This window comes from Bradyrhizobium sp. UFLA05-108, assembly GCF_059803455.1.
This window is the reverse complement of sequence record NZ_JBANAZ010000010.1, coordinates 71,763-97,676: the sequence shown is the minus strand read 5'-3', so window position 1 is coordinate 97,676 and position 25,914 is coordinate 71,763. Positions and strand designations below refer to the sequence as shown.

Annotated in this window: 25 protein-coding genes; 13 read left to right on the top strand and 12 right to left on the bottom strand. The window is 64.2% G+C overall.

Going from position 1 to position 25,914, the window contains the following annotated elements; all coding sequences use genetic code 11:
* Positions 1 to 610 precede the first annotated feature (610 nt).
* The 3 genes from SO140_RS10190 (at position 611) to SO140_RS10180 (ending at position 1,735) form a co-directional block, all read left to right on the top strand.
* Positions 611 to 1,087, top strand: a complete 477-nt coding sequence (locus SO140_RS10190) for a phasin family protein (RefSeq protein ID WP_449378062.1) — start codon at positions 611 to 613, stop codon at positions 1,085 to 1,087.
* A gap of 202 nt (positions 1,088 to 1,289) precedes the next feature.
* Positions 1,290 to 1,496, top strand: coding sequence for a hypothetical protein (locus SO140_RS10185; RefSeq protein ID WP_449378063.1), 207 nt, complete (start codon positions 1,290 to 1,292; stop codon positions 1,494 to 1,496).
* Between the two features lie 47 nt (positions 1,497 to 1,543).
* Positions 1,544 to 1,735 carry a hypothetical protein gene (locus SO140_RS10180; RefSeq protein WP_449378064.1) on the top strand — a complete coding sequence of 64 codons (192 nt, stop codon included), beginning with the start codon at positions 1,544 to 1,546 and terminating at the stop codon, positions 1,733 to 1,735.
* 51 nt (positions 1,736 to 1,786) lie between these two features.
* On the opposite strand, the gene SO140_RS10175 is transcribed toward SO140_RS10180, so the two are convergent.
* Positions 1,787 to 2,557 (bottom strand): Crp/Fnr family transcriptional regulator, encoded by a 771-nt coding sequence (locus SO140_RS10175; protein WP_449378065.1) that lies wholly within the window; start codon positions 2,555 to 2,557, stop codon positions 1,787 to 1,789.
* A gap of 652 nt (positions 2,558 to 3,209) precedes the next feature.
* Here SO140_RS10175 and SO140_RS10170 point away from each other — a divergent pair.
* The gene (locus SO140_RS10170) at positions 3,210 to 3,641 is read left to right on the top strand and encodes a hypothetical protein (RefSeq protein ID WP_449378066.1); all 432 of its coding nucleotides are present in this window, start codon (positions 3,210 to 3,212) and stop codon (positions 3,639 to 3,641) included.
* Between the two features lie 40 nt (positions 3,642 to 3,681).
* Here SO140_RS10170 and SO140_RS10165 read toward each other — a convergent pair whose 3' ends face one another.
* On the bottom strand, positions 3,682 to 4,521 hold the full coding sequence (locus SO140_RS10165; RefSeq protein ID WP_449378067.1) for a GNAT family N-acetyltransferase: 840 nt from the start codon (positions 4,519 to 4,521) through the stop codon (positions 3,682 to 3,684).
* A 97-nt stretch (positions 4,522 to 4,618) separates the two neighbouring features.
* Between SO140_RS10165 and SO140_RS10160 the strand changes: the two genes are divergently transcribed.
* The gene (locus SO140_RS10160; RefSeq protein WP_449378068.1) at positions 4,619 to 5,323 is read left to right on the top strand and encodes an SDR family oxidoreductase; all 705 of its coding nucleotides are present in this window, start codon (positions 4,619 to 4,621) and stop codon (positions 5,321 to 5,323) included.
* Positions 5,324 to 5,592: 269 nt separating this feature from the next.
* Positions 5,593 to 6,435 (top strand): outer membrane protein, encoded by an 843-nt coding sequence (locus tag SO140_RS10155; RefSeq protein ID WP_449378069.1) that lies wholly within the window; start codon positions 5,593 to 5,595, stop codon positions 6,433 to 6,435.
* Positions 6,436 to 6,504: 69 nt separating this feature from the next.
* Here the strand turns inward: SO140_RS10155 and SO140_RS10150 are convergent, their stop codons facing one another.
* Positions 6,505 to 7,560, bottom strand: a complete 1,056-nt coding sequence (locus SO140_RS10150) for a serine hydrolase (protein WP_449378070.1) — start codon at positions 7,558 to 7,560, stop codon at positions 6,505 to 6,507.
* A gap of 281 nt (positions 7,561 to 7,841) precedes the next feature.
* Between SO140_RS10150 and SO140_RS10145 the strand changes: the two genes are divergently transcribed.
* From SO140_RS10145 to SO140_RS10135, 3 genes are all read left to right on the top strand, one after another.
* Complete coding sequence (locus SO140_RS10145; RefSeq protein WP_449378071.1) at positions 7,842 to 8,237, top strand: ArsR/SmtB family transcription factor; 396 nt, start codon at positions 7,842 to 7,844, stop codon at positions 8,235 to 8,237.
* Positions 8,230 to 8,718: an SRPBCC family protein gene (locus SO140_RS10140; protein WP_449378072.1), complete on the top strand. Its 489-nt coding sequence runs from the start codon at positions 8,230 to 8,232 to the stop codon at positions 8,716 to 8,718. Before SO140_RS10145 ends, SO140_RS10140 begins: the two co-directional genes overlap by 8 nt.
* A 185-nt stretch (positions 8,719 to 8,903) precedes the next feature.
* Complete coding sequence (locus SO140_RS10135; protein ID WP_449378073.1) at positions 8,904 to 9,746, top strand: hypothetical protein; 843 nt, start codon at positions 8,904 to 8,906, stop codon at positions 9,744 to 9,746.
* Between the two features lie 11 nt (positions 9,747 to 9,757).
* On the opposite strand, the gene SO140_RS10130 is transcribed toward SO140_RS10135, so the two are convergent.
* A complete protein-coding gene (locus SO140_RS10130; RefSeq protein WP_449378074.1) occupies positions 9,758 to 10,420 on the bottom strand; it encodes a response regulator in 663 nt (220 codons plus the stop codon).
* Entirely contained in the window at positions 10,417 to 11,808 is a 1,392-nt protein-coding gene (locus SO140_RS10125; protein ID WP_449378075.1) for a sensor histidine kinase, read from the bottom strand. Before SO140_RS10125 ends, SO140_RS10130 begins: the two co-directional genes overlap by 4 nt.
* A gap of 193 nt (positions 11,809 to 12,001) precedes the next feature.
* Here SO140_RS10125 and SO140_RS10120 point away from each other — a divergent pair, with 193 nt between their 5' ends.
* Positions 12,002 to 12,892: a DUF3280 domain-containing protein gene (locus SO140_RS10120; protein WP_449378076.1), complete on the top strand. Its 891-nt coding sequence runs from the start codon at positions 12,002 to 12,004 to the stop codon at positions 12,890 to 12,892.
* 12 nt (positions 12,893 to 12,904) lie between these two features.
* On the opposite strand, the gene SO140_RS10115 is transcribed toward SO140_RS10120, so the two are convergent.
* The 3 genes from SO140_RS10115 to SO140_RS10105 are packed head-to-tail and all read right to left on the bottom strand — an operon-like array spanning position 12,905 to position 15,950.
* Positions 12,905 to 13,936, bottom strand: a complete 1,032-nt coding sequence (locus SO140_RS10115) for an L-idonate 5-dehydrogenase (protein ID WP_449378077.1) — start codon at positions 13,934 to 13,936, stop codon at positions 12,905 to 12,907.
* A gap of 36 nt (positions 13,937 to 13,972) precedes the next feature.
* The gene (locus tag SO140_RS10110; RefSeq protein WP_449378078.1) at positions 13,973 to 14,740 is read right to left on the bottom strand and encodes an SDR family oxidoreductase; all 768 of its coding nucleotides are present in this window, start codon (positions 14,738 to 14,740) and stop codon (positions 13,973 to 13,975) included.
* Positions 14,741 to 14,750: 10 nt separating this feature from the next.
* Complete coding sequence (locus tag SO140_RS10105) at positions 14,751 to 15,950, bottom strand: mandelate racemase/muconate lactonizing enzyme family protein (protein WP_449378079.1); 1,200 nt, start codon at positions 15,948 to 15,950, stop codon at positions 14,751 to 14,753.
* A 189-nt stretch (positions 15,951 to 16,139) separates the two neighbouring features.
* On the opposite strand from SO140_RS10105, the gene SO140_RS10100 reads away from it, so the two are divergent.
* On the top strand, positions 16,140 to 16,901 hold the full coding sequence (locus SO140_RS10100; protein ID WP_449378080.1) for a GntR family transcriptional regulator: 762 nt from the start codon (positions 16,140 to 16,142) through the stop codon (positions 16,899 to 16,901).
* A 225-nt stretch (positions 16,902 to 17,126) separates the two neighbouring features.
* Positions 17,127 to 18,491: an MFS transporter gene (locus tag SO140_RS10095; RefSeq protein WP_449378081.1), complete on the top strand. Its 1,365-nt coding sequence runs from the start codon at positions 17,127 to 17,129 to the stop codon at positions 18,489 to 18,491.
* A 247-nt stretch (positions 18,492 to 18,738) separates the two neighbouring features.
* On the opposite strand, the gene SO140_RS10090 is transcribed toward SO140_RS10095, so the two are convergent.
* The 4 genes from SO140_RS10090 to SO140_RS10075 form a co-directional block, all read right to left on the bottom strand.
* Complete coding sequence (locus SO140_RS10090) at positions 18,739 to 19,992, bottom strand: arsenic transporter (RefSeq protein ID WP_449378131.1); 1,254 nt, start codon at positions 19,990 to 19,992, stop codon at positions 18,739 to 18,741.
* A 25-nt stretch (positions 19,993 to 20,017) separates the two neighbouring features.
* A complete protein-coding gene (locus SO140_RS10085; RefSeq protein ID WP_449378082.1) occupies positions 20,018 to 21,292 on the bottom strand; it encodes an MFS transporter in 1,275 nt (424 codons plus the stop codon).
* Between the two features lie 88 nt (positions 21,293 to 21,380).
* Positions 21,381 to 21,821, bottom strand: a complete 441-nt coding sequence (locus tag SO140_RS10080) for an EamA family transporter (protein ID WP_449378083.1) — start codon at positions 21,819 to 21,821, stop codon at positions 21,381 to 21,383.
* A 223-nt stretch (positions 21,822 to 22,044) separates the two neighbouring features.
* Positions 22,045 to 24,510 carry a PAS domain S-box protein gene (locus SO140_RS10075; protein WP_449378132.1) on the bottom strand — a complete coding sequence of 822 codons (2,466 nt, stop codon included), beginning with the start codon at positions 24,508 to 24,510 and terminating at the stop codon, positions 22,045 to 22,047.
* Between the two features lie 229 nt (positions 24,511 to 24,739).
* On the opposite strand from SO140_RS10075, the gene SO140_RS10070 reads away from it, so the two are divergent.
* The gene (locus tag SO140_RS10070; protein WP_449378084.1) at positions 24,740 to 25,810 is read left to right on the top strand and encodes a zinc-binding metallopeptidase family protein; all 1,071 of its coding nucleotides are present in this window, start codon (positions 24,740 to 24,742) and stop codon (positions 25,808 to 25,810) included.
* Positions 25,811 to 25,914 lie beyond the last annotated feature (104 nt).

The window sequence follows — 25,914 nt, the reverse complement described above, 5'->3', positions numbered from 1 at the left end:
AGTCCGGACCCCCAACACGGTGGCAGTCTGGATTGCTTCGCTGCAATCGCAATGACCGGGCAAGGTGCAGGGACACCGTTCTTCAACTCGAGCCGAAATTGTGGTCGTGGCCTGATAGGCCCCCTCTGGCGGGGGAGATGCAGATTCAGAATTGCGCTAGTCGATATGGACCGCGCGAACTGACCAGCCCCTGCCGTGATTTGTCAGTCGGGCAGCGCTAGCGATCCTGGCTGGGCCAACCGGTCGGGCGCGGCACCCGATTACTTCGATACCATGCTGCCGCAGTTTCTTTCCGGACACCCCCGTTGCGGTTTCGCTGCGGCCGCGCAAGCTCCGGCAGCCGTGACGCAGATATCCCCACTTTGCACTGTGTCACCTCTCCGACATACTAGAGTTTGTATTGACATTCGCGAAAAAAATCCAAGCGAGAGTCGCAAATCGAACGGACGGCCTCACCTTCGTCGGGCATAGTCATCGTGCGGGCTGGATGTGAAGCTCATCAAGACAGCTGATCGATATGGAAACGGGCGTAAGGCTCGTGTCCGTGGGCTCTCGCGGTGCAATTCATGCGTCGCGAGAAATGATTTCGCTTGAGTAGAGGGTAGGCGCCGTGAGTGAAAGTGAAACGAAAGCCGAAGTGAAAGCAGCAAATGGTTCAAATGGTTTCGGACTGCCCGCGTTCGGGCTTCCGAACGTCGGTTGGCAGCCCCTGTTCGACCAGCTTGCCGAGCAGCGAGCCGCTCGCACGCAGGAGGGTTGCGAGAAACTCAAGTCAGTTTCGCAGGGGGTGAACGAAGCGCTTCGCGAGACCTATTCGAACAGCGCCAAGACTGCGACCGATTACGGGCTCAAGGTCATCGAGATTTCGAATGCGAACGCCAGCTCCGCAATCGATTTCTTTGCTCGTATCGCCAGCAGCAAGTCGATGACCGACGTTTTCACCACGTCGGCGGCGGAAGCGCGCAGGGCTTTTGATGCTGCAGCGGCTCAGAACACGCAGTTGTGGGAGCTTGCGCAGAGGCTTGCAACGCATTCGGGTGAGCCAATCAGGCAGCACGTCGCCAAAGTTTTCCAAAAGGCCAGTTGAACGTCCGCGGTTCGGAGAGGAGGGCAATCCGGCCGGTTGGAACAAGCCCCGCCACGCGCATGGCCCCCACTCCATGCTCGATCAGACGATGGCAAGGTGCGCGATGCCCCCCAAACTGAACGCACCGACACAAGAGGCGCAATCCAACCGGCTGGTTCCTGCTCCAACTATAAATCAGGTCGATTCCGAGGAGGAGGAAGAGATGGGTATGCTCATGGTCAAATGTCCGCAAACCGGACGCGCGATTCCGACCGGGATCGCGACGGATCGCGAGCGCTTTCGATGCAGCACGGTGTTCTTCGGACGCACACGCTGTCCGATCTGCTCGGTCGAGCATGCCTGGTTCGCACAGGAAGCTTGGGTTGACGAGCCGACACTCCGTGTGCGGCGTCGCGGCATGGGTCTTTAGGCCCAGTCTCGTACGCTGTCGTCGATGATTGTGATAGGGGGCCTACCATGGCGAACAGGAACGTTTCCGGTGAAGTGTCCACATTGCTGCTGCAAGCAAAGGATTTTCTCGTCGAGGCGCGACGGCTGAAGCCGGGCCCCGCGCGCAACGAACTGCGAGAGGTGGCCAAGGTCCTACACGAGCTAGGCAAGCTGGAGACGCAATCCAAATTTGCGCCTCATCAGGCGGACACAAGATAGTCGACGCCGAGAAATCCAAATCGAGGGCATGGCGCATGGCGCGGACAACGCTCAAACAGCCTTGTCCCGGTCATTCCTTACGTTGGCCGGCATGGCCCAAGCGCGAGGCCGGGCCGCGCTCGTCGAGAAGATCTTCTCAATCTGGCGACGCATGCTGGCGTGGCACTCGCATGCGGCTGCGGCGAGCCGCGGCCGATCAACCTCGATCTTGCCCCGTCGATCAGATCGGATCGCACCGGACTCGCGCAGATTGCGCATCAGGAGCGTGACTGTAGTTCGTCGCACTCCGAGCATCTGCGACAGCGCCTCCTGAGTGAGAGGAAGGACGTCGCTGTCGGTGCAGTCGCGCAGTTGAAGCAACCAGCGGGCCATCCGGGCTCCGACCGGATGCAGTGCATTGCAGGCAACGCCAAGTTGAAATTGCGTCAGTAACGACGTGATGTGAACCTGGACCGCCTGCCGTATCGCGGGGCTCCGATTAAACGCAGCATGAAATCGCGCGGCAGGAATCCGCGAGGCTGTTCCAGCCAGACGAACGCTGGCGGTTATCACCGAAGGTGTCGGTCCGAACACGGAGAGTATGCCGATTGCGCCTTCGCGCCCGACCGACGCGGTGGCGACCGCCTGTCCATTTGCCATCTCGATCATGAGCGAGATCGCGCCGCTCTGAGGGAAAAAGACATGCTCGACCCGCTCGCCTGCTTGCGAGAGGACTACATCCTGATTGAGCGCGACCCTGTCGAGTTCGGGAGCGAGCAGATCGAAGTCGGCTTGCGGCAACATTCCCAGAAGGCGGTTGCCCATTCCGCTGGGGATTGTCACGGCAAGTGACTCCCCGTGAGGCGCCCATCGCACCTCCGAACGATGTCGAGCGACCGCGGCTCTAACGCATGTTCGTATCGGCTTTCTCGACGGACGTTGGCTTCCAATTCACATCCAAACGCCTTCATCCAAACGCCTTCATCGCAACAAAACCAAAGGCTCAATTCTGCTCTCGCGAGTCTGATTTTTCGCTCGGAGCACTTTCGAAATAACGCGCATGGAGGTTGAAGCAGATAAGTCGCCGGAAACAAATTGCAAAACCGGAATGGGTATCACCGTAGGGATGACGCGCTGGGCGAGCCAGGTTCCCGCGTGTCCGACTGCTGATGGGCACCATCTGAAATTCGTGGAATACGAAGCGCGTCCCTCGCAGGGCGTCTTGGGAGGCGCAACGGAACTCGCGAGCCGAATATCGGTCGTGCAGATCGTGGTCGTTTCGAAAGTGGCCGTTTCGAAGCTTGTGCGACCGATGATCGGATCGCGCGCGTGCGCGCCGTCACGGTCAGGATCTCCGGGGGATGAGGTGCGGAACCAGCACCGTTAATCCCGTGCCTTAACCAACAATTAATTATAGGTTTGCGGGGGGCCGACGGCTCGGCCTAGCGTGCTGGCGGGGAGCAGCATCGCAAGGCCAAACGAGTTGGTGCGTACCATGACGTATAGATCATATGGGGCGTTGCTCGCCTCGCTGAGCGCAGCCGCGCTGCTTCTTGCCTCCAGCAACAGTTTTGCGAGATCGGGCGGCGTCGCGGCCCGTGGCGTGGTCGGGGCACCGGCGGTGCATCCGCCGATCATGCCGTCGGCGCGGTTCCATCGCCGGAATTCGTTTGTTCTTTGGCCGGGCGGCGGTGGCTTCTTCTACGGGCCTCCCGCGAGCGACTCCTATGCTGCCGATATGGTGCAGCCGCTCTCGAATGACGTCCGTTACACCTACACCTATGACGTGCCCTGGGACTGGACCCACCGCTATCCGCCGAACGTCGTGCCGTCGGATCGGCCCTATGTGCCGAGCTGTCCCACGGAGACCGTGACGGTGCCCGGTCGCAGCGGCGATCAGACCGTCAACATCATGCGCTGTTACTGAGCGCGCCGTCTTCGTTACCACCGCGCGCGCAGGCCAGCCGCTAGCCGAGCTCAAAGCTGGTGACGCCGAAGACCCGGTCGAGCCGCAGCGGTGGGATCGGGCCGGTGTACATGCGCGCCGTCTCGAAGGTCGGTGCAAGGCCAAAACTTTCTGCCAGCGCGATCGCCTCGCGATTGCCGCCGGGGACATCGAGAAACACCTCGCCGCCGCCTGAGCCGGCGAGCAGCGCCCGCATGATAACCTCCGCGCCGGCGCGGTCGTTGGCGACCAGCGGGCCGATCTTGTGGCCGTGTCGGCAGGGGCGGATCACGCCCCATCCGGCAAGATTTCCATCGCGCATCAGCGCGCGGCCGATATGGCCGGGCGCACTGACCCAGGCGCGTAGGAAGGCGCTGCGCGGGGCCGGGAAGACGGTGGCGTCGTCCGCCTCCATCAGCGCCAGCGGAATCGTCTCGAGCGCGACGACGTCGGTGGGCTGTGCCGGTGCGGCGACGATCCCGCCATAGCGGATATTGGCGTAGGCGAGCGTAAAGCCGGACTTTCTGTAATTGTCCTGCTGCGCGACGACGCCGTCGAGCCCGATCACGCGCGCGCCCGCATGCGCAATCGCCGCGTTCCAGATGCGCAAGCCGTAGCCGCGGCCGCGCAGCTCGCTACGCACGATGTAGAAGCCGAGGAAGGCGAAGCGATCGTCGTAATTGACACAGGAGACGGTGGCGACCGGTGTGCAGTCAATTTCTCCGATGAGAAAACCCGAAGGGTCGACGACGGCGAAGCAGCCGGCATCTGAAAACCCCGGATTCCAGCCTTCGGCCGCCGCCCAGTCCACGGCGAGCGCGATGTCGTCGGCGCGCATGGCGCGGATTTGCAGGTCACCCATGGTCAATCATCGTGTGCAGGGCCTCGTGATCGGACTATACGTCCGGACGGGCGGCGCTTAAACCTGCCGTCAAGTCATGACAAAGCCGGGGATCAACATGGCAGCAGAGAGAGTCGCACTCGTCACCGCAGGCGGCAGCGGCATGGGGGCGGGCGCTGCACGGCGGCTTGCTGCCGACGGGTTTCGCGTTGCGATCCTGTCCTCGTCCGGCAAGGGCGAGGCTCTTGCGAACGAGCTCGGCGGGCTCGGCATCACCGGTTCGAACAAGTCCAACGACGATCTCAAGCGCCTGGTCGATGGCGCCATGGCAAAGTGGGGTCGCATCGACGTGCTCGTCAACAGCGCCGGCCACGGGCCGCGCGCGCCGATCGTCGAGATCACGGACGAGCAGTGGCACACCGGCATGGACACCTACCTCCTGAACGTGGTCCGCCCGACGCGGCTGGTCACGCCGATCATGCAGGCGCAGAAGCAGGGCGCGATCATCAACATCTCGACTGCCTGGGCGTTCGAGCCAAGCGCGATGTTTCCGACCTCCGCGGTGTTCCGCGCCGGCCTTGCCGCCTTCACGAAGATCTTTACCGATACCTACGCTCCCGACAACATCCGCATGAACAACGTGCTGCCGGGCTGGATCGACAGCCTGCCGGCGACGGACGCGCGCCGCGAGAGCGTGCCGATGAAGCGCTATGGCAAGGTCGAGGAGATCGCCGCGACGATCTCGTTCCTCGCCTCCGATGGCGCCGCCTACATCACCGGGCAGAATATTCGCGTCGATGGCGGGCTGACACGGTCGGTGTGAGGCCGAGGGCGCCTCGAGCCAATTCGAACCTGCACGGGATTGTCGCTGCAGGCGTGGTGCGATTGGCGTGGGTTGCACTGGAATGTGCCTGATCGGCAACACCCATCGCGCAATGATCCCATGAGTTCGTCCCAGTCCAAGCGAAGTGCGCCTCAGAACAAGACGGCAACGCGTGCGGAGATTATTCCCGATCCTGCGCCGGACGCTTCCGGCCGGATGCCCGGATGCTTCGGGACGCGCATCGCTCGCGTGAAGAGCTGGAGATTGAAATGAAGAGAATTGCCCTGGCGCTTTCGCTGGCCCTGTTTGGAACCGCGTCCGCGTTCGCGGCCGACCTCGCGCCGAGCTACACCAAGGCGCCCGTGATGGCGCCGGTTTACAACTGGACGGGCTTCTACATCGGCGGCAATGTCGGCGGGCAGTGGGGCAGCTCGGACCCGAGCACGACGACCCTATTCCCGGTGGCCGATTACTTCGCGGATTCGAGCGTGACTGCCATCGGCACCGTAGGCGCGCAGCACATCAACAGCTCCAGTGTAACCGGCGGCTTCACGGCCGGCTACAACTGGCAAGTCAACAGTGCGGTGTTCGGCCTCGAAGGCGACATCAACTATTTCGGCTTCAAGGGCAGCTCGAGCGGCACCGCGTTTTATCCTTGCTGCGCCCCGACCAGCTTCACGATCAATTCATCGGTCTCTTCCGACTGGCTTGCCACCATTCGCGGTCGCATCGGCTTCCTCGCCACGCCGAACTGGCTGATCTACGCCACCGGCGGCGCCGCGATCGCCGACGTCAAGGCCAATTTCTCCTTCACCGACACGTTCGCGTCCGCGACCGAATCCGGCGCGATCCGCGACACGCGCGTCGGCTGGACCGCGGGTCTCGGCGGCGAGTACGCGGTCGGCAATGGTTGGTCACTCAAGGCCGAATATCTCTACGTCGACCTCGGTCGCGCCAGCATGACCAGCAGCAATCTCAGCGCACTCGGCTTCGGTGGCGCCGCCTTTCCGATGCCCACCCAGACCTTCACCCACTCGGTCGATCTCAAATCGAACATCGTCCGCGTCGGCGTGAACTACAAGTTCGGCGGCCCGGTCGTCGCGAGGTACTGAACGTCCACACGGGCAGATCTGATGAAAGCCCCGGCTCAGCCGGGGCTTTTTTCGTGTGCGCCCGGCGCCTCACCGCCCCGAGACCAGCCGCGCCAGTGTGGGTAGAATTTTGTAGCGCGCGATCTCATGCGGATACTCGCCCCGATTGGCGAGCAGGACGATACCGAGCCTGCGCGTGGGCACGAGGCCGATATAGCCCGAGGCGTTGTTGAGGCCGCCCGGCTTGTCGAGGACCGTCACACCATCGAGATGCACGGTTTCCCAGGCCATGGCCTGGCCGAATTTCTCGTCGACGCGAAAACTCTCGTGCTGCGTCATCCGGATGGCCTCGCGCAGCTCGGGCTCGATCGACCTGCCGTCCGCGCAGGCCGCGACGAAGATCGAGAGATCGCGCGCCGACGAGAACATCTGGCCAGTGCCCGGAAAGTCGAAATAGCTCTGCTGATTGCCGGGCGCACCGATCGGCGTGCCCTGATCGGAATAGCCCTGCACGGCGCGCGCCATCTGCGCATCACTCAGCATCGCGCGATTGTCGGACGCGCGTTCCGGCACGAATGTCGAGCTCATGCCGAGCGGCTTCAGGATGCGGTTTGCGATCAACTCGGAGACCGGGATACGATAGCGGCGCTCGAGCACGAGCTGGAGCAACACATAACCGGCATGGGTGTAGATGCGCTGCTTGCCGGGCTCGATGCCCTCTGGTGGCGTCCAGGCGTTGAGCATGTCGAGGAACTGTGCAAAGCCGAACGACTCGTTCGGCCACGGCGGATGATCCGTCGGCAGCAACAATCCAGACGTATGCGTGACGAGTTCGCCGACCGTGACGCGGCGGATGTAGTCGCTGTCGAGTTCGGGCAGGTACATCGCCACGCGCTCGTCGAGCCGCAATTCGCCGCGGCGCACCCCGAGCGCGACCAGCGTCGCCTCAAAGGTCTTTCGCAGGGATGCGAGGTTGAACAGCGTGTCCGATGTGATCGGACGCCTGGTGGCGTCGTCGGCGAGGCCGTAGTTGAAGAAGTCGACGTGACCGCCCGCATAGAGCGCGGCGGAAAGGCCACCGGGATGATCCGGCGTCGCCGTCGACGCGAGCTCAGTCGCCACGATGTCCCGCAACATAGGTATCATGTCGGAGTCCGCGTGGCCGAGGCGGGCGAATCCAAATGCGAATGGCAGCAGCGCGGCCTTGGCAAGGGACCGCCGGCTGATGGCAGGGCGCGGTGAGTGAACAGGAGAGTGCACGCGGTCTGATGATCAGTTCGAATCGCCCCCGCTTCACTCTTATCGGCAAATGTCGCGCCTCCCAATTCACGATTGCGCGGGGAAGGGTTCCGCGACTGTGGTGAGAAAGTAAGCCGGGCGGCTAACAATAATTGACGCCGGTCGGCGTTTGATCTATAGTTATCCACATGGCTAACCAATTGTCTCGACTCGACCAGGTCTTCGGCGCGCTCTCGGACCCCACGCGCAGGGCGATCGTCATGCGGCTGTGCGCCGGCAAGGCGTCGGTCGGCGAGCTCGCCGATCCCTTCGCAATGGCGCTGCCGAGCTTCATGAAGCACATCCGCGTGCTCGAGGAGAGTGGCCTCGTCGTGTCCGAAAAGTCCGGACGCGTGCGCACCTGCCGGCTGCGGCCGGAGGCAATGGCGGGCGCGGAGGATTGGCTCCAGCAGCAGCGGGCGATCTGGGAAGCGCGCCTCGACCGGTTCGAGGCCTATGTGATGACGTTGAAGACGACCAGGAAGGGGCGGGGCGGCAAGCGCCCGTCGCCGACAACCAAGGGAAAGGTTTCGCGTAATGACTAGCTCAGCCAACCCAGCTCTATCGCAATGGTCGCTCGATCGTGAGATCGTGCTGTCGCGTGTCATCGACGCGCCGCGCGAGCTGGTGTTCGAGGCGTGGTCCGACCCAAGGCATCTGCCGCAATGGTTTGGACCGGCGGGCTTCCGGATCGAAAGCAAGGAGATCGACGTTCGCGTCGGCGGGGTCTGGCGCTTCGACATGATCGCACCTGACGGCACGGTCTATCCGAACCGCATGCGCTTCCTGCGCATCGACAAGCCGCGGCTGATCGAGGTCGATCACGGCGCGGACAAGGACGAGGACCCCGGCATGTTCCGCATGACGGTCACCTTCGATGCCCATGGTGACAAGACCGTGCTGACGCTGCGGCAACTGCACCCGACGGCCGCGCAGCGCGAGACCGTGATCGGCTTCGGCGCCGTCGAGCTAGGCTACCAGACGCTGGACAAGCTTGCAGCGTATGTGGCCAGCCTGAAGGGCTGAGCGCTGTCAGTCGGGGGGTGCTTCGAAAGAGGTGCCCCCGGCGAGAGCGCATCGCTGTCGTGAATTGTGACAGCGCACAGCGCAATTATGACAGTGCCGTCACGCAGATTTTTGTCGCCTCACGTTACCGCTTTATGACAGAATTGCTACCGCTAGATGTCAAATCGACTTATGTGGAGCGATTTATGTTGCAGTGGCAGGCGCGGTCGAATCCTCTGGCGTGGTGGTGGGGGGGCCTGACGCTTGTCAGCAGCGTCAACATTTTCGTCTGGTTCATGCTGTACCGCGAGTTCTATCCGACTCCGACCGACAGCGTCGGCGGCGGCTCCAACATCGGGCTGATGTTCTTGCTCTGCGCCGGCTATGTGTTCGGCTGCGCGTTCCGTTCGTTCCTGCCGCGCGCCGACGTGCAGCGCATCTGCCTGTTCGACACCTGGCTTTCGAGCGTGTTTGTCGGCCGTTCGGTCGCGACCGTGGCCGAAGTCTGCTTCGCCGCGCAATGGGCCATTATCCTGCATCAGCTCGGCGGCATGACGGGGGCGGAGACCGCGGTGAACATCGCGTGGATCATCGTGCCCGTGATCATCATCGCCGAGTGCTTCTCCTGGTACGCAGTTGTAACCACCAACTATCTCTACAACGCGATCGAGAACTCGCTGTGGGCGGTGACGTTCTTCCTGGCGGGCATCGCGCTGTGTCGGCTGATGCCGGAATTCCAGGGATCGGTGCGCTGGGCGCTGCTCGCGGGCATCATCGGCATCGCCTGCTTCCTCGCCTTCCTCGTCACCGTCGACGTGCCGATGTATCTCAGCCGCTGGCGGGCGGGGCATCCCGAGGGCGGCAGGCTGCTCGGCTTGCTCGAAGGCCTTCATGACGTCGCCACCCGCTGGGTCGTGACGCATGACGTCGCGCATTGGAAGGGCGAGCTTGCCTGGATGGCGCTCTATTTCAGCGCCGCGGTGTGGTCGAGCCTTGCGCTGTGCGCGCTCTATGCGATGGAAGGCTATCTGACGCGCTACCTCGTTTGAGCCGCGACGGTTCAGACCTCGCCGAGATCGATCTGGGTCAAAATGCCCTGGCGCAGCGCCAGCCTGACGAGCTCGATATCCGACTCGACGCCGAGCTTGCCCTTGATCAGGGAGTGCAGGTTCGCGACCGTCTTGGGACTGACGTGCAGCGTCTCGGCGATCTCCTCGGTTGAGCGTTCGGCGAGCAGAAGCCTCAGCACCTCAAATTCGCGCGCCGTGAGGACGTCGGTCGCCGAGCTCTCGCCGGCAAGCCGGCTCAGCGCGAGCTCGTGGTCGATGTCGGGGCTGATCGCGACCCGCCCCGCGAGCACGTCCATCACCGCGCGCACCAGCGTCTCCGGCGGGCTGGTCTTGGTGACATAGCCCCTCGCGCCGGCGCGGATCGCCTGCACGGCGAAGCCGGCGTTCTGATGCATGGTGAAGACGAGGATTTTTGCGGCCTTGTCCCACTGCCTGATCCGCCTGATGGCCTCGAGGCCGCCGATCCCCGGCATGCTCAGATCCATGATGATGAGATCAGGCGGGCTTTCCTTGAACAGCCGATAGGCTTCCGCGCCGTCGGAGGCCTCGGCGACGACGCGCAGTCCCGGCTGCTTCTGCAGGACGGAGCGATAGCCCTCGCGGACGACGGCGTGGTCGTCGACCAACATGATGGCCCAGTCGGCCTCGCTCATGCCGCATCCTCCAGAGCTTCGAGCTGCGCGTCGGCAGGCATGACCGGAATCGCGACGCGCAAGGCGGAGCCGCCGTCCGGTCCGGCCGTGAAGCTGAGCCGGCCGCGCATCGCCGCGACGCGCTCGCGCATGCCGAGCAGGCCCATGCCGGATTTGACGGCGGCATCGCTCGGCCGGCCGTCGTCGTCGATGGCGAGCGCGATCTCGTTTGCGCCCATCGCCAGATGCAGGCTGACCTTCGTGGCGCCGGCGTGCTTGGCCGCGTTGGTGAGCGCCTCCTGCACGATGCGGTAGAGATTGGCGCTGATGGAAGCGGGGAGGCTCTCGAAGTTGCCCTCGAAGCGGATATCGAAGCGCGGCCGGCCGCGGCTGCGGCCGTTCCATCCGGACACCAGGCCTTCGAGGCTCGTGACGAGGCCGAGCTCGTCGACATCGGGCGGGCGCAGGCGGAACAGCGCGCCGCGCAGCGTCTCCATCATGTCGGTCGTGGTCCGGGCAATGCTGTCGCACTCTCCCAGCAAGGCGGGGCAGTCCTGCGCCGCGGTCTGACGGGCGGATGCGGCGAGCGCGCGGATTGCGGCGAGCGACTGGCCGAACTCGTCGTGCAGCTCGCGCGCGAGATGGCGGCGCTCCTCGTCCTGGAGCGCGATCAGCCTGCGCGTCAGTTCGCTGCGCTCGGACAGCGCTGTGGCAAGACTCGCAGCAAGATGATTGAAGACGTCGCGGACGGCGGAGAGCTCCGCAAGGTCGAAGGGCGGCAGCCGTGCGTCGAGGTCGTTGGCGGCGATGCGCTCGAGGCCGGCGCGAACGACCTGAGTCGGACGCAGCGCGCGCGCCAGAGCTGCGTAGACCAGGGCACAGAGCAGCGGCAGCGTGATTGCAAGCACGGTCATCAGGCGACCAGCCTCGTGCCAGGCCTCCGCGGTCTGCACCGCCGGATCAAACCAGACCACGGCGTCACCGAGTTTCGCTCCCCGCGCGATCACAGGCCGTGCCGCTTCGCGGCCCGGGTCGAATACGTTGCGATAGAAAGCCGCGAACGCCTGCGGCGGCACGCTCGCCGGGTTCGGCGCGCCGCTACAGAATCGCTGGAGCATCTCTCCGTTCGCTCCACGGAATGCGAGACACAGGCCGGGCGTCATTACGAAGGCCGAGACGGGGTCGAGGTTCGGAAAGTCCGAGCGCGGGCTATTCACCCACTGGGTCTTGCCCTGTTGCAGCTCCAGCGTCTTCGCCACGATGGCGGCGATCCCGTCGATGCGCGCATGCACCGCGCGGTCGGCCGTAATGAGGAAATAGGCGGAGATCGCTGCGAAGCACGCGGCCGATACGGCGGCTACGCGCAACGTCAGACGGACCTTGAGATCGAATCTCGGGCGGTTCCACATCGGCGGGCACCTGGCGCGGACGGTATTGTCCCGTCCGCATTAAACGGCAGAACGCCAGCGGCGAAAAGCGCTACACGTTACCGCGGTGCAACGTCGTGAAATTTTCCCGGCATCGGCCGGGATGGGCGCCGCTGCATCGCCTGAGGTTGCCGGCCTAACATCGCTGGTCCGCTCCATGACGCGAGGCCCGTTCATGCACCTCTCCCGGTTGATCCTTTCAGCTCTTCTGATCGCTGTGCTGCTGGGTGTCCGACCGGCAAGTGCGGGCACCGAGGCGGCTATGGCAGCGCCGGTCGGTGTGATCATCGAGGACTTCGGCTATCTCGATACGTCTGGCGAGCCGGTCGACCAGACCGCCGCCCACGAGAAGCGGCTCGGCGCCTTCATGGTCGCGCTGCGGCGGGATGTCGAGGCGGACAAACGCTATCAGCTCGCGCCCGCCGGACAGGCCGATGCAAAATTCAGGGTGGTCGGCGGCGTCCAGAAGACGAGCACGCTGGTGCAGTGGGCGAGGGTGGCGGTGATCGATATCGGCGCCAAAAAGGTGCTGTTCGAGAAGCTCTACACGTTCCGCGGCGACAACGACGAAGCCTGGGATCGCGCCGAGGCGTTCGTCTCCCGCGAGGTGATTGCAGCGCTCGCGCAGCCCGCGCCGATAGCGCTTGCCGTGTTCGCTTTCGAGCTCGAGGACACCACGGCCGCACCGTCAGCGGGCCTGAGCGAGTCCGACACCGCGCATCTGGCCGAGGTCACGAACGGCGTGCGCGATCGCCTCGCGCAATCCGGCCGCTACCGCCTGGTCGACGTCAGTGGCGCGAGCGGGGAGGCGGCTGCGCGCCACGCGCTGCGCGACTGCGGCGGCTGTGACGCAGAAATCGCCGGGAAGCTCGGGGCGGACCAGTCACTGATCGGCGTGGTACGGCGCGTCAGCCGCACCGAGTATACGATTGGATTCCAGGTCCGGGACGTCAGGACCGGCGCTGTCGTCGCGCGCGGCGACAGCGGCTTGCGCATGGGCGCCGACTATTCCTGGAACCGCGGCGCCGTGCGGCTGGTCAGTGATCGCCTGATCGAGGGCCAGTAGTCGCCGGGCGCCTCAGAAAGTCAGCTGCACCTTCATCGACTGGGACCGGTCGCTGGCGAGCTCGAAGGCGGCGACCGCGTTCTCGAACGGCAGCGAGGCCGAGATCAGCGGCTTCACGTCGATCAGGCCTTCGCCCATCAGCCGCACCGCCAGCTCGAACTCCGGATCGAAGCGGAAGGTGCCGCGGAGCTGCAGCTCCTTGGCGACGATGGAATTGATCGGCAGCGTCATCTCGCCGCCGAGTCCGAGCTGCACGATGGTCGCGCCGGGGCGAAGCAGGTCGAGCGCGGTGCGCAGCGCCGCCTGGTTGCCGGACGCCTCGAACAGCGTGTCGAACACGCCCTTGCCGGCGCGCCACGGATCGAGCGCCGCGGCGTTGTTCGCAACGTTGATGGCATGGGTGGCACCGAGCTTCCTGGCGACCGCCAGCGGCGCGTCGGCCACGTCCGTGACCACGATCTCGGCGGCGCCACCAAAGCGCGATACCAAGATCATCAGCGCACCGATCGGGCCGCAGCCGGTGATCAGGACACGCTTGCCGAGGAGGGGACCGGCCTGCTTGCCGGCATGCAGGCACACGGCAAGCGGCTCGGCCATCGCGGCTTCAGCAAGCGACAGCTTTTCGGCGATCGGCACGGCTTGCGCGGCGTCGACGGTGACGTATTCACGGAAGCCGCCCTGGACGTGGGGATTGCGCATCGCGCTGCCCATGAAGCGCATGTCGAGGCACTGGTTGCGCATGCCTTCCTGGCAATGCAGGCACTGGCCGCACGGCTTGCTCGGATTGACCGCGACCCGCGTGCCGGGCTTCACACGCGAGACGCCTTCACCGACTGCGGCAACGACGCCGGCAATCTCGTGGCCCAGCGCCATCGGCTGTTGGATTCGCACGGTGCCGAAGCCGCCATGGTGATAGTAGTGCAGGTCGGAGCCGCAGATGCCGCCATTGGCGATCTTCACACGGACTTCACCGGGGCCGGGCGCCGGATCGGCAAAGCTGTCGATCCGCAGGTCCTTCGGTGCGTGAATGACGACGGCGCGCATGGGTACTCCTCCAGCTCGTTCAGTTGCGGGGCGCGATCACATCGCGGCGATCATGCCGCCATCGACATAGATGATCTGGCCGTTGACGTAAGTCGATGCGTCGGAGGCGAGGAAGACCGCGGCGCCCACCAGCTCGTCGGGCTTGCCCCAGCGCTTGGAGGGGATGCGCCCCATCAGCCAATTGTTGAAATCAGCATTGTTGACCAGCGCCTCGTTCATGTCAGTCAGCATGTAGCCCGGACCGATCGCGTTGGCCTGGATGCCATGCTGGGCCCATTCCACCGCCATCGAGCGGGTGAGGTTCTTGATGCCGCCCTTGGCCGCGGTGTAGGGCGCGATCGTCGGTCGCGCCAGCTCGCTGCCGAGCGATCCGATGTTGATGATCTTGCCGTGTTTGCGCGGGATCATCCGCTTGGCGGCTTCGCGGCCGATCACGAAGGCGCTGGTCAGGTCCGTCTCGATCACCTTGCGCCATTCGTCGGTGGTGAACTCGACCAGCGGCTTGCGGTGCTGGATGCCGGCATTGTTGACGAGGATGTCGACCGCGAGCCCCTCGCGATCGAAGCGCTCGAAACTGGCGACGATCGCGGGCTCATCGGTGACGTTGAAGGCGGCGCCTTCAGCCTTGTGCCCGGCGGCGCGAAACTCGGCGACCGCCTGCTCGACACGCTTCGGATCGACGCCGTTGATGATCAGCTTGGCGCCGGCCTTCGCCAGGCCCTCCGCGATCGCGCGGCCGAGCCCGCGGGAGGAGCCGGTGACGAGCGCGGTGCGGCCGGAGAGATCGAACAGGGTAGTGCTCATCTAAAATTCCTCAAATGTTGGAGCGGCGCACGGTGAGATCCGACCGGTCGAATACCGCAGGTAGGAGGTCGACGCCAAGTCCTGGCCCTTCCATCGGGAAGACATAGCCGTCCTTGATCACAGGCATCATGGTGACGAGTTCATTGTACCAGCCTTTGTAGAAGGCGCGCACAGATTCCTGGATCAGCGTATTGGGCTGGCTGAACGACATGTGGATCGCGGCGATGAAGCCGACCGGGCCGATGCAATCATGCGGTGCAAAGGGGCGGTGATAGGTCTCCGCCATCGCAGCGATCTTGCGGCCCTCGGTGAGGCCGCCGGTCCAGCACAAATCCGCCATCACCACATGCATGGCGTCGCGGTCGAGCATGTCCTTGTAGGGGAAGCGCGAGCCGAGCGTCTCGCTGGCGCAGACCCAGACGTCGGTCGAGCGCGCATATTCGGCGAGCGCCTGCGGCGAGTTCATCCGGATCGGATCCTCGTACCAGGTCGGCTTGTACGGCTCGAGCGCCCGCGCGATCTGTTTTGCGGTCGGCAGATTCCAGAGCGAATGGAGCTCGACCATGATCTCCATCTTGTCGCCAACGGCTTTGCGGATCTTCTCGAATGGCTCGATCGCCTTCTTCATCTGGGCCGCGGTGATGAAGAGGCCATTGTTCTCCTGCGCCGCGGGATCGAACGGCCAGATCTTCATGGCCGAGATGCCGCTTTCCAAAAGGCTTTCGGCCAGCGCATCGGCGCGGTTCATGAAGGCGTCGAGGTCCTCATAGGGGCTTTGCACCTCGCCGAGATTCCAGTTCGAGACCGGGCGGATGTTGGTGGAGCGGACATATTTGGTGCCGGCGCAGGTGTTGTAGATGCGCTGCTTGTCGCGGCAGAGGCCGCCGAGCATCTGGTGCACGGGCTGACCGCAGACCTTGCCGAAGAGGTCCCACAGCGCGATGTCGATCGCGGAGGCCGCGCGATATTCGACGCCGGTCGAGGACTGCGCCATCGGCAGATTGAGCATGTCGCGATGGATCGCCTCGATATGGAGGGGATTGCGGCCGAGCAGGCGGCCGGCAAAGGTGTCGTGGATCTGCGCTTCGACGGCGCCTGCGCCATAGAAGGTCTCGCCCAAGCCGATGACGCCGGCATCGGTGTGGACGCGCACCCAGATCACATTGGCGAATTCCTCGGTGCGCAACGTCTCGATCGACGTGATCTTCACGGCAACATCCTCCCGTCCAACGGCGCAGTAGCGCGTCTTGTTGTTCTTCCTTGGTCTCCTGCCACGGTTGCCCCGCAGCTTGGTGCGCTGTCATACGCCCACTTGTAATATATCACAACATGTTTTATGCATGTCACAAACAAGACGCGATCTCACCCGGGGACGAGGCGGGGTCGATGGGAGGAAAACATGGTGCGGCGCAAACGCGCGCTCGAGCTGGTCAATCCGGAGCGGGAAGGCGCAATCGGCCGGCGCAACCGCGTCAATTTCGTCGAGCTGGCCTATCAGAAGATCGAGGATCTGCTCGTCAATTGCGAGCTGAGGCCGGGTCAGTTCCTGACCATGCTCGAATTGCAGCACATCACGGGCTTTGGCCGCACGCCGGTGCACCACGCCGTCAACACGCTTGCCGCCGACACGCTGATCATCATTCGCCCGCGTCATGGCTTGCAGGTCGCGCCGATCGATCTGGCGCGCGAGCGCATGCTGCTGGGCCTTCGCCGCGACATGGAGCGCTTCGTGATCCGCCTCGCGGCCGATCGCGCCAGCCTGTCGCATCGCAACCAGGCCCTGCATATCGAACGCGTGCTGCGCGAGCGTCGGGCCAAGCTGACGCTGGACGAGTTCAACAGTCTCGACCGCCGCATCGACGCGCTGATCCTGGAGGCTGGCGGCGAGCCGTTCCTCGCGCATACGATGCGGCCGCTGCACACGCTCTATCGTCGCATCGGTTTCATCCATCACCGCCACATGCCGGGGCAGACCGACCTGTCCGGCACCATCGACCGCCATCTCGACATCTTGAACGCCATCGCCAATCGCCGCGTTGAAGCGGCGGTGGAGGCCAGCGACGCGCTGATCGACTTCATGAATGCGATGTTCGGCGGGATGGAGGCGGGAATCGATCCGCGGTTGCTCGATTGCAGCATCGAGCCGCTGCTCGGCACGTAAGGCGATGAGATTGGGTCTGACTGCGACCACGGAGAAAGTCCGCTCCCTCTCCCGCTTGCGGGGGAGGGCTGGGGTGGGGGTGTCTCCGCGATGGAGATACTCCCCGTGTGGAGAGAGCCCCCACCCGGCGCGTTTGCACGCGCCGACCTCCCCCGCAAGCGGGAGAGGTGCAGCGAGTCTGCCGCCAAATCGATCCCATCAACTCTAGGGAACAGGGAGAAACAAATGTCAACGATGGCCATGCCACAACCGACCGCGAGCGAGGCCGCGGTCCGCTACCTCATCACCAACTACAGTCCCAAGGGGAACAAGGTCGGCTGGCTGATGATGGCTTCGATCCTGGTCGAAGCCTGGGATCTCTATTCGATCGCTTTCGTGCTGATCTTCATCCGCGAGCAATACAATCCCGATCCCTTGATGCTCGGTCTCGCCGCCGCAGGCACGCAAGGCGGCGCCCTGATCGGAGCACTGCTCGGCGGCTGGATGTCCGACAAGATCGGCCGCCGCGTGATGTTCCTGGTCACGATGGTGATGTTCATCGTGTTGGCGCTGGCCCAGGCCTTCGTGCCGAGCGTCGGCTGGCTCGTCGTGATCCGTTTCCTGCTCGGCATCCCGCTCGGCTCCGATATCTCGACCGGCTACACCTACATCATGGAATCCATGGCCAAGGGCGAGCGCGAGGTCATGGGCAACCGCTGGCAGTTCATGTTCGCAGTTGGTGAAGTCCTCACCATCGGTGTCATTGTCCTCTTCCTCCTGATCGACATGCAGCACGAGACGCTGTGGCGCGTGACGCTCGGGCTCGGTGCGTTTCCCGCGCTGATCATCCTGATCATGCGGCACGACGTGCCGGAGACGGCGGTGTGGCTGGTGCAGAAGGGACGCTACCGCGAAGCCAAGCAGGTTGCCCGCGAGATGTTCAACGACAATCTCGCGATGCTGCCGGATCAGGACGTGGAGGTGCCGAAGGTCAGCACCCGCGCGTTCCTCGCCGATCTCAAGAAGGATCCGATCCGCTGGCGCGCCACGATCTACGGCTGGATTGCCTGCTTCGCGCAAGGCAGCGAGTTCTCGACCTTCGCGTTCTACCTGCCGGTGCTGTTCGTGATGGTCGGTGTGTCCAGCGTCCTCGGCAACAATCTGGTGACGATGGCGCTGTTCTGCTTCGCCGCGCTGTCCGGCTGGGTCGGACCGCTGTTGACGCCGAAGCTCGGCCATCGCGGCATCGCGATCGCTGGTTTCTCCATCGTCCTGGCCTCGCTGCTGGTCGCGGCCTTTGCGTTGTACACCGACAACAAGATCCTGCTGCCGTTCGCCGCGGCCGCCATGCTCTGGGGTCATTACTGGGATGCCTCGAACTGCATGACGATCCCGACCATGGTCGCCAAGCCGAAGTATCGCGGCACCGCGAGCGGCTTCGCCTACATGTTTGTGAAGCTGCCATCGTTCCTGGCAATCTTCCTCTTCCCCGCGCTGTTCTCGGCGATCGGGCAGGCGAATGCCACGCTGTTCGTCGCGATCTTCCCACTGATCGGTCTGCTCGCTGCGATCTTCATCCTGCCGGAGGTCTATGGTTACGACAACGACTGAAGGACTACTCAAGCAACGGCACGCTGGGATACTGGCGGCTCAGCCCAGGCGAGCCGTCGTGTCTTGCGTCGATGATGGCATAGTGCCTCTGATTTGCCCGACGTGTCAAATTATTTCGGAAAATACGTACGGCGTGGCGCGACGATCGTCGGCTACTTTGCATGGGGTTGTTTTCGACTTTTGTGTCGAGGGCCGTGCCGAACCTGATCTCGTCATGCTTCGGGGCTGCGATAATGACTGACCACGCTCACCTGATCGCGGCCGCGAGCGCCGCGATCAGGGCCGGTGGCGTGACGAGCAGGCCCAGCTTGAGGAACGGCCAGGCGCCGACCTCAATCTTCTCGCGGCGCAGGGCGACCAGCCACAGGATGGTGGCGAGCGAGCCGGTGATCGAGAAATTCGGCCCCAGGTCGACGCCGATCAGGATGGCGCTGACGACCGATGTCGGCAGGTGGTCGCTGGCGACGATCGATCCGGCGACGAGCCCGACCGGCAGGTTGTTGGCGATGTTGGTGGCGATCGCGGTCGCAATCCCGACGCTCCAGGCGGCCTTGGGCACGGATTGTCCGACAGCCTCATGCAGGAGCGCGCTGAGATGGCCGATCACGCCGGTCTTGATCAGCGCCTCCACCATCACGAAGAGTCCGCCGACCAGCGGCAGCACGCTCCATGACACGTGCTTCAGCACCGGCAGGGGCGACTGACGGCTGAGCAGCAGGACGAGGCCGGTCGTCACCGCGCCGCAGATGAAGGTGGGCAGGCCCAGTTGCTTGTCAAGCGCGGAGGCCGTGATCAGCACGATGCCGATCGCGACAATGCCGATCGCGGTCAGCTTGCCGCCACGGCTGAGCTTCTTGTGTGCCACCTTGTGCTCGATGGCCTCCTCCTTCAGCGCGCGATGCTGGGTGAGGCGGAGAACGACGTAGGTGAGCACGATCGAGGCGAGCGAGGGCAGCGCGAAGAGGCGGAGCCATTCGGCCAGATGCGGCATGTGCGCGCCGAACACCACGAGGTTGGCGGGGTTCGAGATCGGCAGCACGAAGCTCGCGGCGTTGGCAATGAAGGCGCAGACGAACAGGTAAGGCAGCGGCTGGGCGCCGGCCGCGCGTGTCGCTGCGTAGACCGCCGGCGTCAATACGATCGCGGTCGCGTCGTTCGACAGGAAGACCGTGACCAGCGTGCCGACGAGGTAGATCAGCAGAAACAACCGCTGCGGCGAGCCCCGGGCATATTCGACGGCGAGCGCCGCAAGGTAGTCGAATAGGCCCTCGAGCCGGGCGAGCTCGGCGATCAGCATCATGCCGATCAGGAACAGATAGACGTCGACGCCCTTTTCGACGCCGGTCAGCGCGTCGTCCCAGCTCAGGAAACCGAACAGCACCAGCGCCAGGGCGCCCGCCACGGCCCAGATCGCCTCGGGCAGACGAAAGGGACGGAAGATGACGCCTGCGGTCGCAAGCACGATGATGCTCCAGGCCCAATAGGCGGCATGCGGCGCGATCGGCAATGTGGTCCTCGTTCGATGGTTATTGTGCAGCGATAGCCGAAGCCGGCTGCGCTGTCTTCCCCTGCGGACGCGACTGTGGACACCGCGTCTCGGGGAGGGCGACGAAGCAGATTATGGCGCCGATTGCGGCGACGGCGCCGAGGGTGAGAAAAGCCGCACTATAGCCGACGCCGACCACGACCAGGCCGGCCAGCGTCGTGGACAGGGCCGCGCCGATGCTTTGTGCGGTGATGATGGCGCCCTGCGCGACGTTGAAGCGGCCAGTGTTGCGCATGAGGTCGGCGACGATGACGGGGAAAATCGCACCAAAGATGCCTGCGCCGACGCCGTCGAGAAGCTGCACGCCGACCAGCCAGATCGGGTTGTCGGAAAGGGTATAGAGCGCGCCCCGAATGGGCAGGATCAGGAGAGCGCCAAGGAAGAAGCGCTTATGGCCCCAGCGATCGGCCCTCGCGCCGACCAGCATCGCGAACGGCACCATCACGATTTGCGCCGCCACGATGCAGGCAGACATCAGGCTGGTGCCGAGGTGTTTGTCGCCGAGGGCAAGCTTTTGGCCGACGAGCGGCAACATCGCCGCGTTGGAAAGGTGGAACAGCGTGACGCAGATTGCGAAGATAAGGAGCGGCCGGCAGGTGAGGAGGATGCTGAAACCCGAGGGTTGCTCGCGGGCTTCGCTAGCCTCGCTGTTGTGTAGGCCGCGTGCGAGATCGTGGTCGATGGCGCGTTCCGGGATGCAGAGAATACTGACGAGGCTCGCGAGCGCCATGGCGCCAAGGAGATAGAACACGACGCTTGGTCCGAACCAGTAGGCTGCAACGCCGGCGATGGCGGCGGCGACCGCATTGCCCGCGTGATTGAAGGTCTCGTTGCGCCCGATCCGCGCCGTGAACGCGCTGTGGCCGAAGACGCCGAGCGAGATGGCGGCGATCACGGGCGGAAACACGACCGCCGACGTGTGTGCCAGCCCTTGTGAGACCGCGACCGCCCAGAAGCCTGGCCACACCGGAAGCAAGAGCGAGGATGCCGTCACGACGACCGCGGCAACGACCATCACGAGCCGTTTTGCCCTGGTTGCGTCGACCAGCGCGCCGGCGGGCGTCTGCGCCACGATGCCGGCGACTGTCGCAACTGACATCACGATGCCGATACGCGCCTCGTCCCATTGCTGCTCGGTGAGCAGATAGACGGCAAGATAGGGCCCAAGCCCGTCGCGGACATCGGCGAGGAAGAAATTCGCTGCGTCCAGCGCGCGGCCGGCTTGCACCTCTTCGCTCAAACTGCGCTTCGACATTGCGAATCTCGATCGAGGCGCAGAATTCGCCCTGCGAGAAACCGATGTCGGAGCAGATTGGTTCGCTCACATCAGCGCGAGCGCGTTGTTACAACTTGACCGCCAGCAGCACCGCGCCGGCGCCGATCATGGCGATGCCGATCCAGCCCTGCGCGGTCGGGCGCTCGCCGAGAAACGCGAAGGCGAACAGCGCCACCAGCACGACGCTGAGCTTGTCGATCGGAGCCACTAGCGTTGCCGGCCCGAGCTTGAGCGCGCGAAAATAGCAAAGCCAGGACGCGCCGGTGGCGAGTCCCGACAGGACCAGGAATAGCCAGGTTTTTGACGAGATCGCCGACGGCGCGGTGAATTGGCCGGTGAGGAACAACAGCACCGAGAAGGCGAGCAGCACCACGATGGTGCGGATGAAGGTTGCAAGATCCGGGTTGATGTTCTCCACCCCGACCTTGGCGAAGATCGCAGTCAGCGCGGCAAAGCAGGCGGAGAGCAACGCCCAGGTCTGCCAGGCGGAGAGGAGGGCGGGTTTCATGGGGATTCCTGATGCGTTGTCGTTCAGTTGTCGTTGTGCGGGCAGGCAGCCAAATACTGCGCCGTCGTCCCGGCGTAGGCCGGGACCCATAACCCAAGGATTAAGTTTGGCGAAGATTGGCGGTTGCCAGCTCGCGCCACAATCCCTGGGGTTATGGATCCCGGATCTGCGCTCCGCTTCGCTGCGCTTGTCCGGGATGACGACTGGGTGTGATGGCCTCTGCTCACCTCGCCACCGAGACCTTTTCCGCCATCGCCTTGCGCAGGATGCGCGACAGCGACTCGACTGAATACGGCTTCTGGATCAGCTCGAAGCCGCGATGGGCGCTTTCGGCGAGTACGTTGCTGTAGCCGGAGGTGAGCACCACCGGCAGGCCCGGATAGCGATCGCGGATCACGCCGGCGAGCTCCACGCCGTTCATGCCGGGCATGATGACGTCGGAGAACACGAGATCGACGGCGAATTCGTTCTCGCCAAGGATGGCCAGCGCCGCATTGGCGTTCGCGACGCGGCGTACGACATAGCCGAGGTCTTCGAGCAGTTCTGTGGAGAAGCGGCCGACGTCGTCATTGTCCTCGACCACCAGCACGCGATAGCCACGTCCCGTGGCGGCGGGTTCGCTCATCAGCGACGCTCCTTCCGCGGCCAGTGTGGGGCTCGGCGCCTGCGGCAAGTAGATCGTGAAGGTCGCGCCCTGTCCGACGCTACTCTCGACCGCGATGTCGCCTTCGGACTGTTTGGCAAAGCCGAAGGCCTGGCTGAGGCCGAGCCCGGTGCCTTTGCCGACCTCCTTGGTCGTGAAGAACGGCTCGAAGATCGCCTCGAGATTTTCCGGCGCGATACCAGAGCCGGTGTCGTGGACCGAGATCGCAACGAAATCGCCGCTGCGCGCGGATTGTGCGCGCAAGGCAGGGATGCCCTTGAGCTTGCGGACCGCGATCGTCAGGCGCCCTTCGTCCTTCATCGCATCGCGTGCGTTGATGGCGAGGTTGATCAGCGCGGTCTCGAACTGCGCGATGTCGGCGATGGTAAAGCAGTCTGGATCGTGCACGTCGACCGCGATCTCGATGCGGCCTCCGACCAGCGGCCGTACCAGCTGCGCCACGCTTTCGACCTGCATGCCGACGTTGAAGACCTGCGGCTTCAAAGGCTGCCTCCGCGCAAAGGCGAGCAGCTGTGCCGTCAGGTTCGAGGCGCGCTCGACCGTCTCGGAGATCGCATCGACGTAGCGCCGCCGTCGTTCCTCCGGCAGCTCGCGCCGGCGCAAAAAGTCGGTGGCCGAGCGGATGATGGTGAGGAGGTTGTTGAAATCATGCGCGACGCCGCCGGTGAGCTGGCCGATCGCCTCCATCTTCTGCGACTGGCGCAGCGCCTCCTCGCCGCGGCGGCGCTCGGTGATGTCGACGGCTTCGGGCACGGCGCCGGAAATCTTGCCGTGCTGGTCGAGCAAGGGGCGGATGCTGAAATCGAACCAGCGTTCGCCGATGGGAAGACGGAGCAGCATCTCCATCCGCACCGCTTCGCCCGTCAGGACCGTATCGAAGGCGTTACGGACCATCGCCGACATGCCTTCGGTCGCGGTGAACCACGGCGTCTCCCAGAACCGCTTTCCGATGACGTCTCGCGGAGCGGCGCGGATACCCGCGAGCGCCGTTGTGTTGGCGTAGAGCAGGTCACCTTCGAGGTTGAGCAGGCCCTGGTACTGGTTGCTGGTCTCCAGGATCGCACGCAGCCGGGCCTCGTTGGCTTCGAGCTGCGAGGTGCGCTCGGTGATGCGCTCTTCCAGCGTTTCGTTGAGCTGCCTGAGCTCGATCTCGGCCTGCTTGGCGGCGGTGATGTCGTGGGCGACGCCGATGAAGCCGATATGCTTGCCATTGGGGTCCCAGCGTGGTTGGGATTCCGAGCGCAGCCAGCGCCACTGGCCGTCGGCGCGCCTGTAACGGGCTTCCAGCACGAAGGGTTTTAGCGAAGCCTCGCCCTGCACGGATTGCTGGAGCACCTGCGGCAGGTCGTCCGGGTGCAGCACCTTGCGCCAGTCGAAATCGATCGCCTCCTCGAAGGGCAGGCCGAGGAAGTCGACATAGGCCTGGTTGGCGAAAGAACGCTTGCGGTCGAGCTTGGTGACCCAGATCGGCACCGGCGCGCTATCGGCGATCAGGCGGAAGCGTTCCTCGCTTTCCCGTAAGGTCGCCTGCGCCAGCATCTGGTCGGTGACGTCGAGGTCCGCGCCGACCAGCCGCACCGCGCGGCCGTCCGCATCGCGCTCGATCTTGCCGACGACGCGGATCCAGCGCACTTCGCCGTCGTTGGGGCGGGTGATGCGGTAGGTGTCCGAATAATCTTCGCTCTCGCTTTTGAGGACGCCGAAGAGGTGCTGGACCGTCCGCTCGCGGTCCTCGGGATGGATGCGGCCAGCCCAGTCTTCGTAGGTCTCGCTGGCGGCCTCCGGCGGAAGGCCGTGGATCAGGAGATATTCGGGGGTGCGGCGGTTCCTGACGCCATCACGGAAATCGATCTCAAGGCCACCGACGCCGGCGATGCGCTGGATGCGCGCAAGCTCAGCCCCGCGCTCCTGCAACGCGCGATAGGCGTTGTCGCGCTCGCGGGCGATCTCATCCAGATGCTGGCGCAGCCTTTCGGCGGCGATGGTCTCGGGCAAAGGATCGTTCAAGGGGTCGGCCGCTGTGATGCACGTGCCGGAGCAATTCTCACACAGTCCGGGCGCGATGGCTACCCATAGCAACGATGAAGGGGCGAATGATGTCGGAGAAGTGTGGACGGAGGATCAACGTCACGCCCGAGGAATTTGTTCCGTTCGCAGGAACGATTAACGTCGCGAAGCGTCGTCGCCGAGCCCAGAATGGGTTCGAAATAGGTTCAAGATAGACCCAAGAGATTCCTGCCGGGGGATGTAAACCTTGAAGTTATTTGTCTGCCAGGCATGCAGCAACGTCCTCTATTTCGAGAACCGCGCCTGCGAACGCTGCGGCCACCGGGTTGCCTTCCTTCCCGAGAAAGAGATGCTCTCCGCAATCGAGCCCGACGGGACGGCCTGGACGACGCTGGCTGACAAGGGCAAGGGCCGCCTGTTGTGCGCCAATGCCCAGTTCGACGCCTGCAACTGGCTGACCGAGCCCGGCAGCAGCGATCTCTACTGCCGCGCCTGCCGGCACAACGGCACGGTGCCCGACCTGTCCGATCGGACGCAGCTTGCCGGCTGGCGCGAGCTCGAGGTGGCCAAGCACCGGCTGTTCTATTCGATTCTGCGATGGAGGCTGCCGCTGACGACGCGGGCAGAAGATCCCGCGCACGGGCTGATCTTCAACTTCCTTGCCGATGATCCCTTCAGCGGCCAGCGGATCATGACCGGCCATGACAACGGCCTTATCACGATCGCGCTCACCGAAGCCAATGACATCGAACGCGAGCGGCGCAGGCTCGAGATGGGTGAGCCGTACCGCACGCTGCTCGGGCATTTCCGTCACGAGGTCGGGCACTATTTTTGGGACGTGCTGGTGCGCGACGGTGGCAAGCTCGGCGAATTCCGCGCGACGTTCGGCGACGAACAGATCGACTACGGGCAGGCGCTCCAGCGCCACTATGCAGAGGGGCCGCCGCCGGACTGGCAGCAGAACTACGTCTCCGCCTATGCGACCACGCATCCCTGGGAGGACTTCGCCGAGACCTGGGCCCACTACCTCCACATCGTCGACACGCTCGAGATGGCTGCCGAGTTCGGCATGGAGGTGCGCCCCAGGATCGATCGGGACGGCGAGCTGACGGCGCGGATCCGCTTCAACCCCTATGTGGCGGCTAATGTCGAGAAGCTCGTCAATGCATGGCTGCCCTTCACCTTTGCCATCAACAGCGTGAACCGGGCGATGGGCGCCCGCGACCTCTATCCCTTCATCCTGTCACCGGCTGTGATCGGGAAGTTGGGCTTTGTCCACGAATTGGTGCGAGGCGCCGCAAAGGTCGATAGCAGATAGGGATCGATAAGGCCGGCTTTGGGAAGGCGATAAGGGCAGGCACGGATCGCTGGTACGCCAGGGCGGCGAGCGGATTTAGACCGTTGCCTCCGGCCCATTTTGCT

Coding starts and splice junctions, on each gene's coding strand:
- SO140_RS10185 (WP_449378063.1), top strand. CDS start 1,290: ATGGGTATGCTCATGGTCAAATGTCCGCAAACCGGACGCGCGATTCCG.
- SO140_RS10180 (WP_449378064.1), top strand. CDS start 1,544: ATGGCGAACAGGAACGTTTCCGGTGAAGTGTCCACATTGCTGCTGCAA.
- SO140_RS10170 (WP_449378066.1), top strand. CDS start 3,210: ATGACGTATAGATCATATGGGGCGTTGCTCGCCTCGCTGAGCGCAGCC.
- SO140_RS10165 (WP_449378067.1), bottom strand. CDS start 4,521: ATGGGTGACCTGCAAATCCGCGCCATGCGCGCCGACGACATCGCGCTC.
- SO140_RS10160 (WP_449378068.1), top strand. CDS start 4,619: ATGGCAGCAGAGAGAGTCGCACTCGTCACCGCAGGCGGCAGCGGCATG.
- SO140_RS10155 (WP_449378069.1), top strand. CDS start 5,593: ATGAAGAGAATTGCCCTGGCGCTTTCGCTGGCCCTGTTTGGAACCGCG.
- SO140_RS10150 (WP_449378070.1), bottom strand. CDS start 7,560: ATGATACCTATGTTGCGGGACATCGTGGCGACTGAGCTCGCGTCGACG.
- SO140_RS10145 (WP_449378071.1), top strand. CDS start 7,842: ATGGCTAACCAATTGTCTCGACTCGACCAGGTCTTCGGCGCGCTCTCG.
- SO140_RS10140 (WP_449378072.1), top strand. CDS start 8,230: ATGACTAGCTCAGCCAACCCAGCTCTATCGCAATGGTCGCTCGATCGT.
- SO140_RS10135 (WP_449378073.1), top strand. CDS start 8,904: ATGTTGCAGTGGCAGGCGCGGTCGAATCCTCTGGCGTGGTGGTGGGGG.
- SO140_RS10130 (WP_449378074.1), bottom strand. CDS start 10,420: ATGAGCGAGGCCGACTGGGCCATCATGTTGGTCGACGACCACGCCGTC.
- SO140_RS10125 (WP_449378075.1), bottom strand. CDS start 11,808: ATGTGGAACCGCCCGAGATTCGATCTCAAGGTCCGTCTGACGTTGCGC.
- SO140_RS10120 (WP_449378076.1), top strand. CDS start 12,002: ATGCACCTCTCCCGGTTGATCCTTTCAGCTCTTCTGATCGCTGTGCTG.
- SO140_RS10115 (WP_449378077.1), bottom strand. CDS start 13,936: ATGCGCGCCGTCGTCATTCACGCACCGAAGGACCTGCGGATCGACAGC.
- SO140_RS10110 (WP_449378078.1), bottom strand. CDS start 14,740: ATGAGCACTACCCTGTTCGATCTCTCCGGCCGCACCGCGCTCGTCACC.
- SO140_RS10100 (WP_449378080.1), top strand. CDS start 16,140: ATGGTGCGGCGCAAACGCGCGCTCGAGCTGGTCAATCCGGAGCGGGAA.
- SO140_RS10095 (WP_449378081.1), top strand. CDS start 17,127: ATGTCAACGATGGCCATGCCACAACCGACCGCGAGCGAGGCCGCGGTC.
- SO140_RS10085 (WP_449378082.1), bottom strand. CDS start 21,292: ATGTCGAAGCGCAGTTTGAGCGAAGAGGTGCAAGCCGGCCGCGCGCTG.
- SO140_RS10080 (WP_449378083.1), bottom strand. CDS start 21,821: ATGAAACCCGCCCTCCTCTCCGCCTGGCAGACCTGGGCGTTGCTCTCC.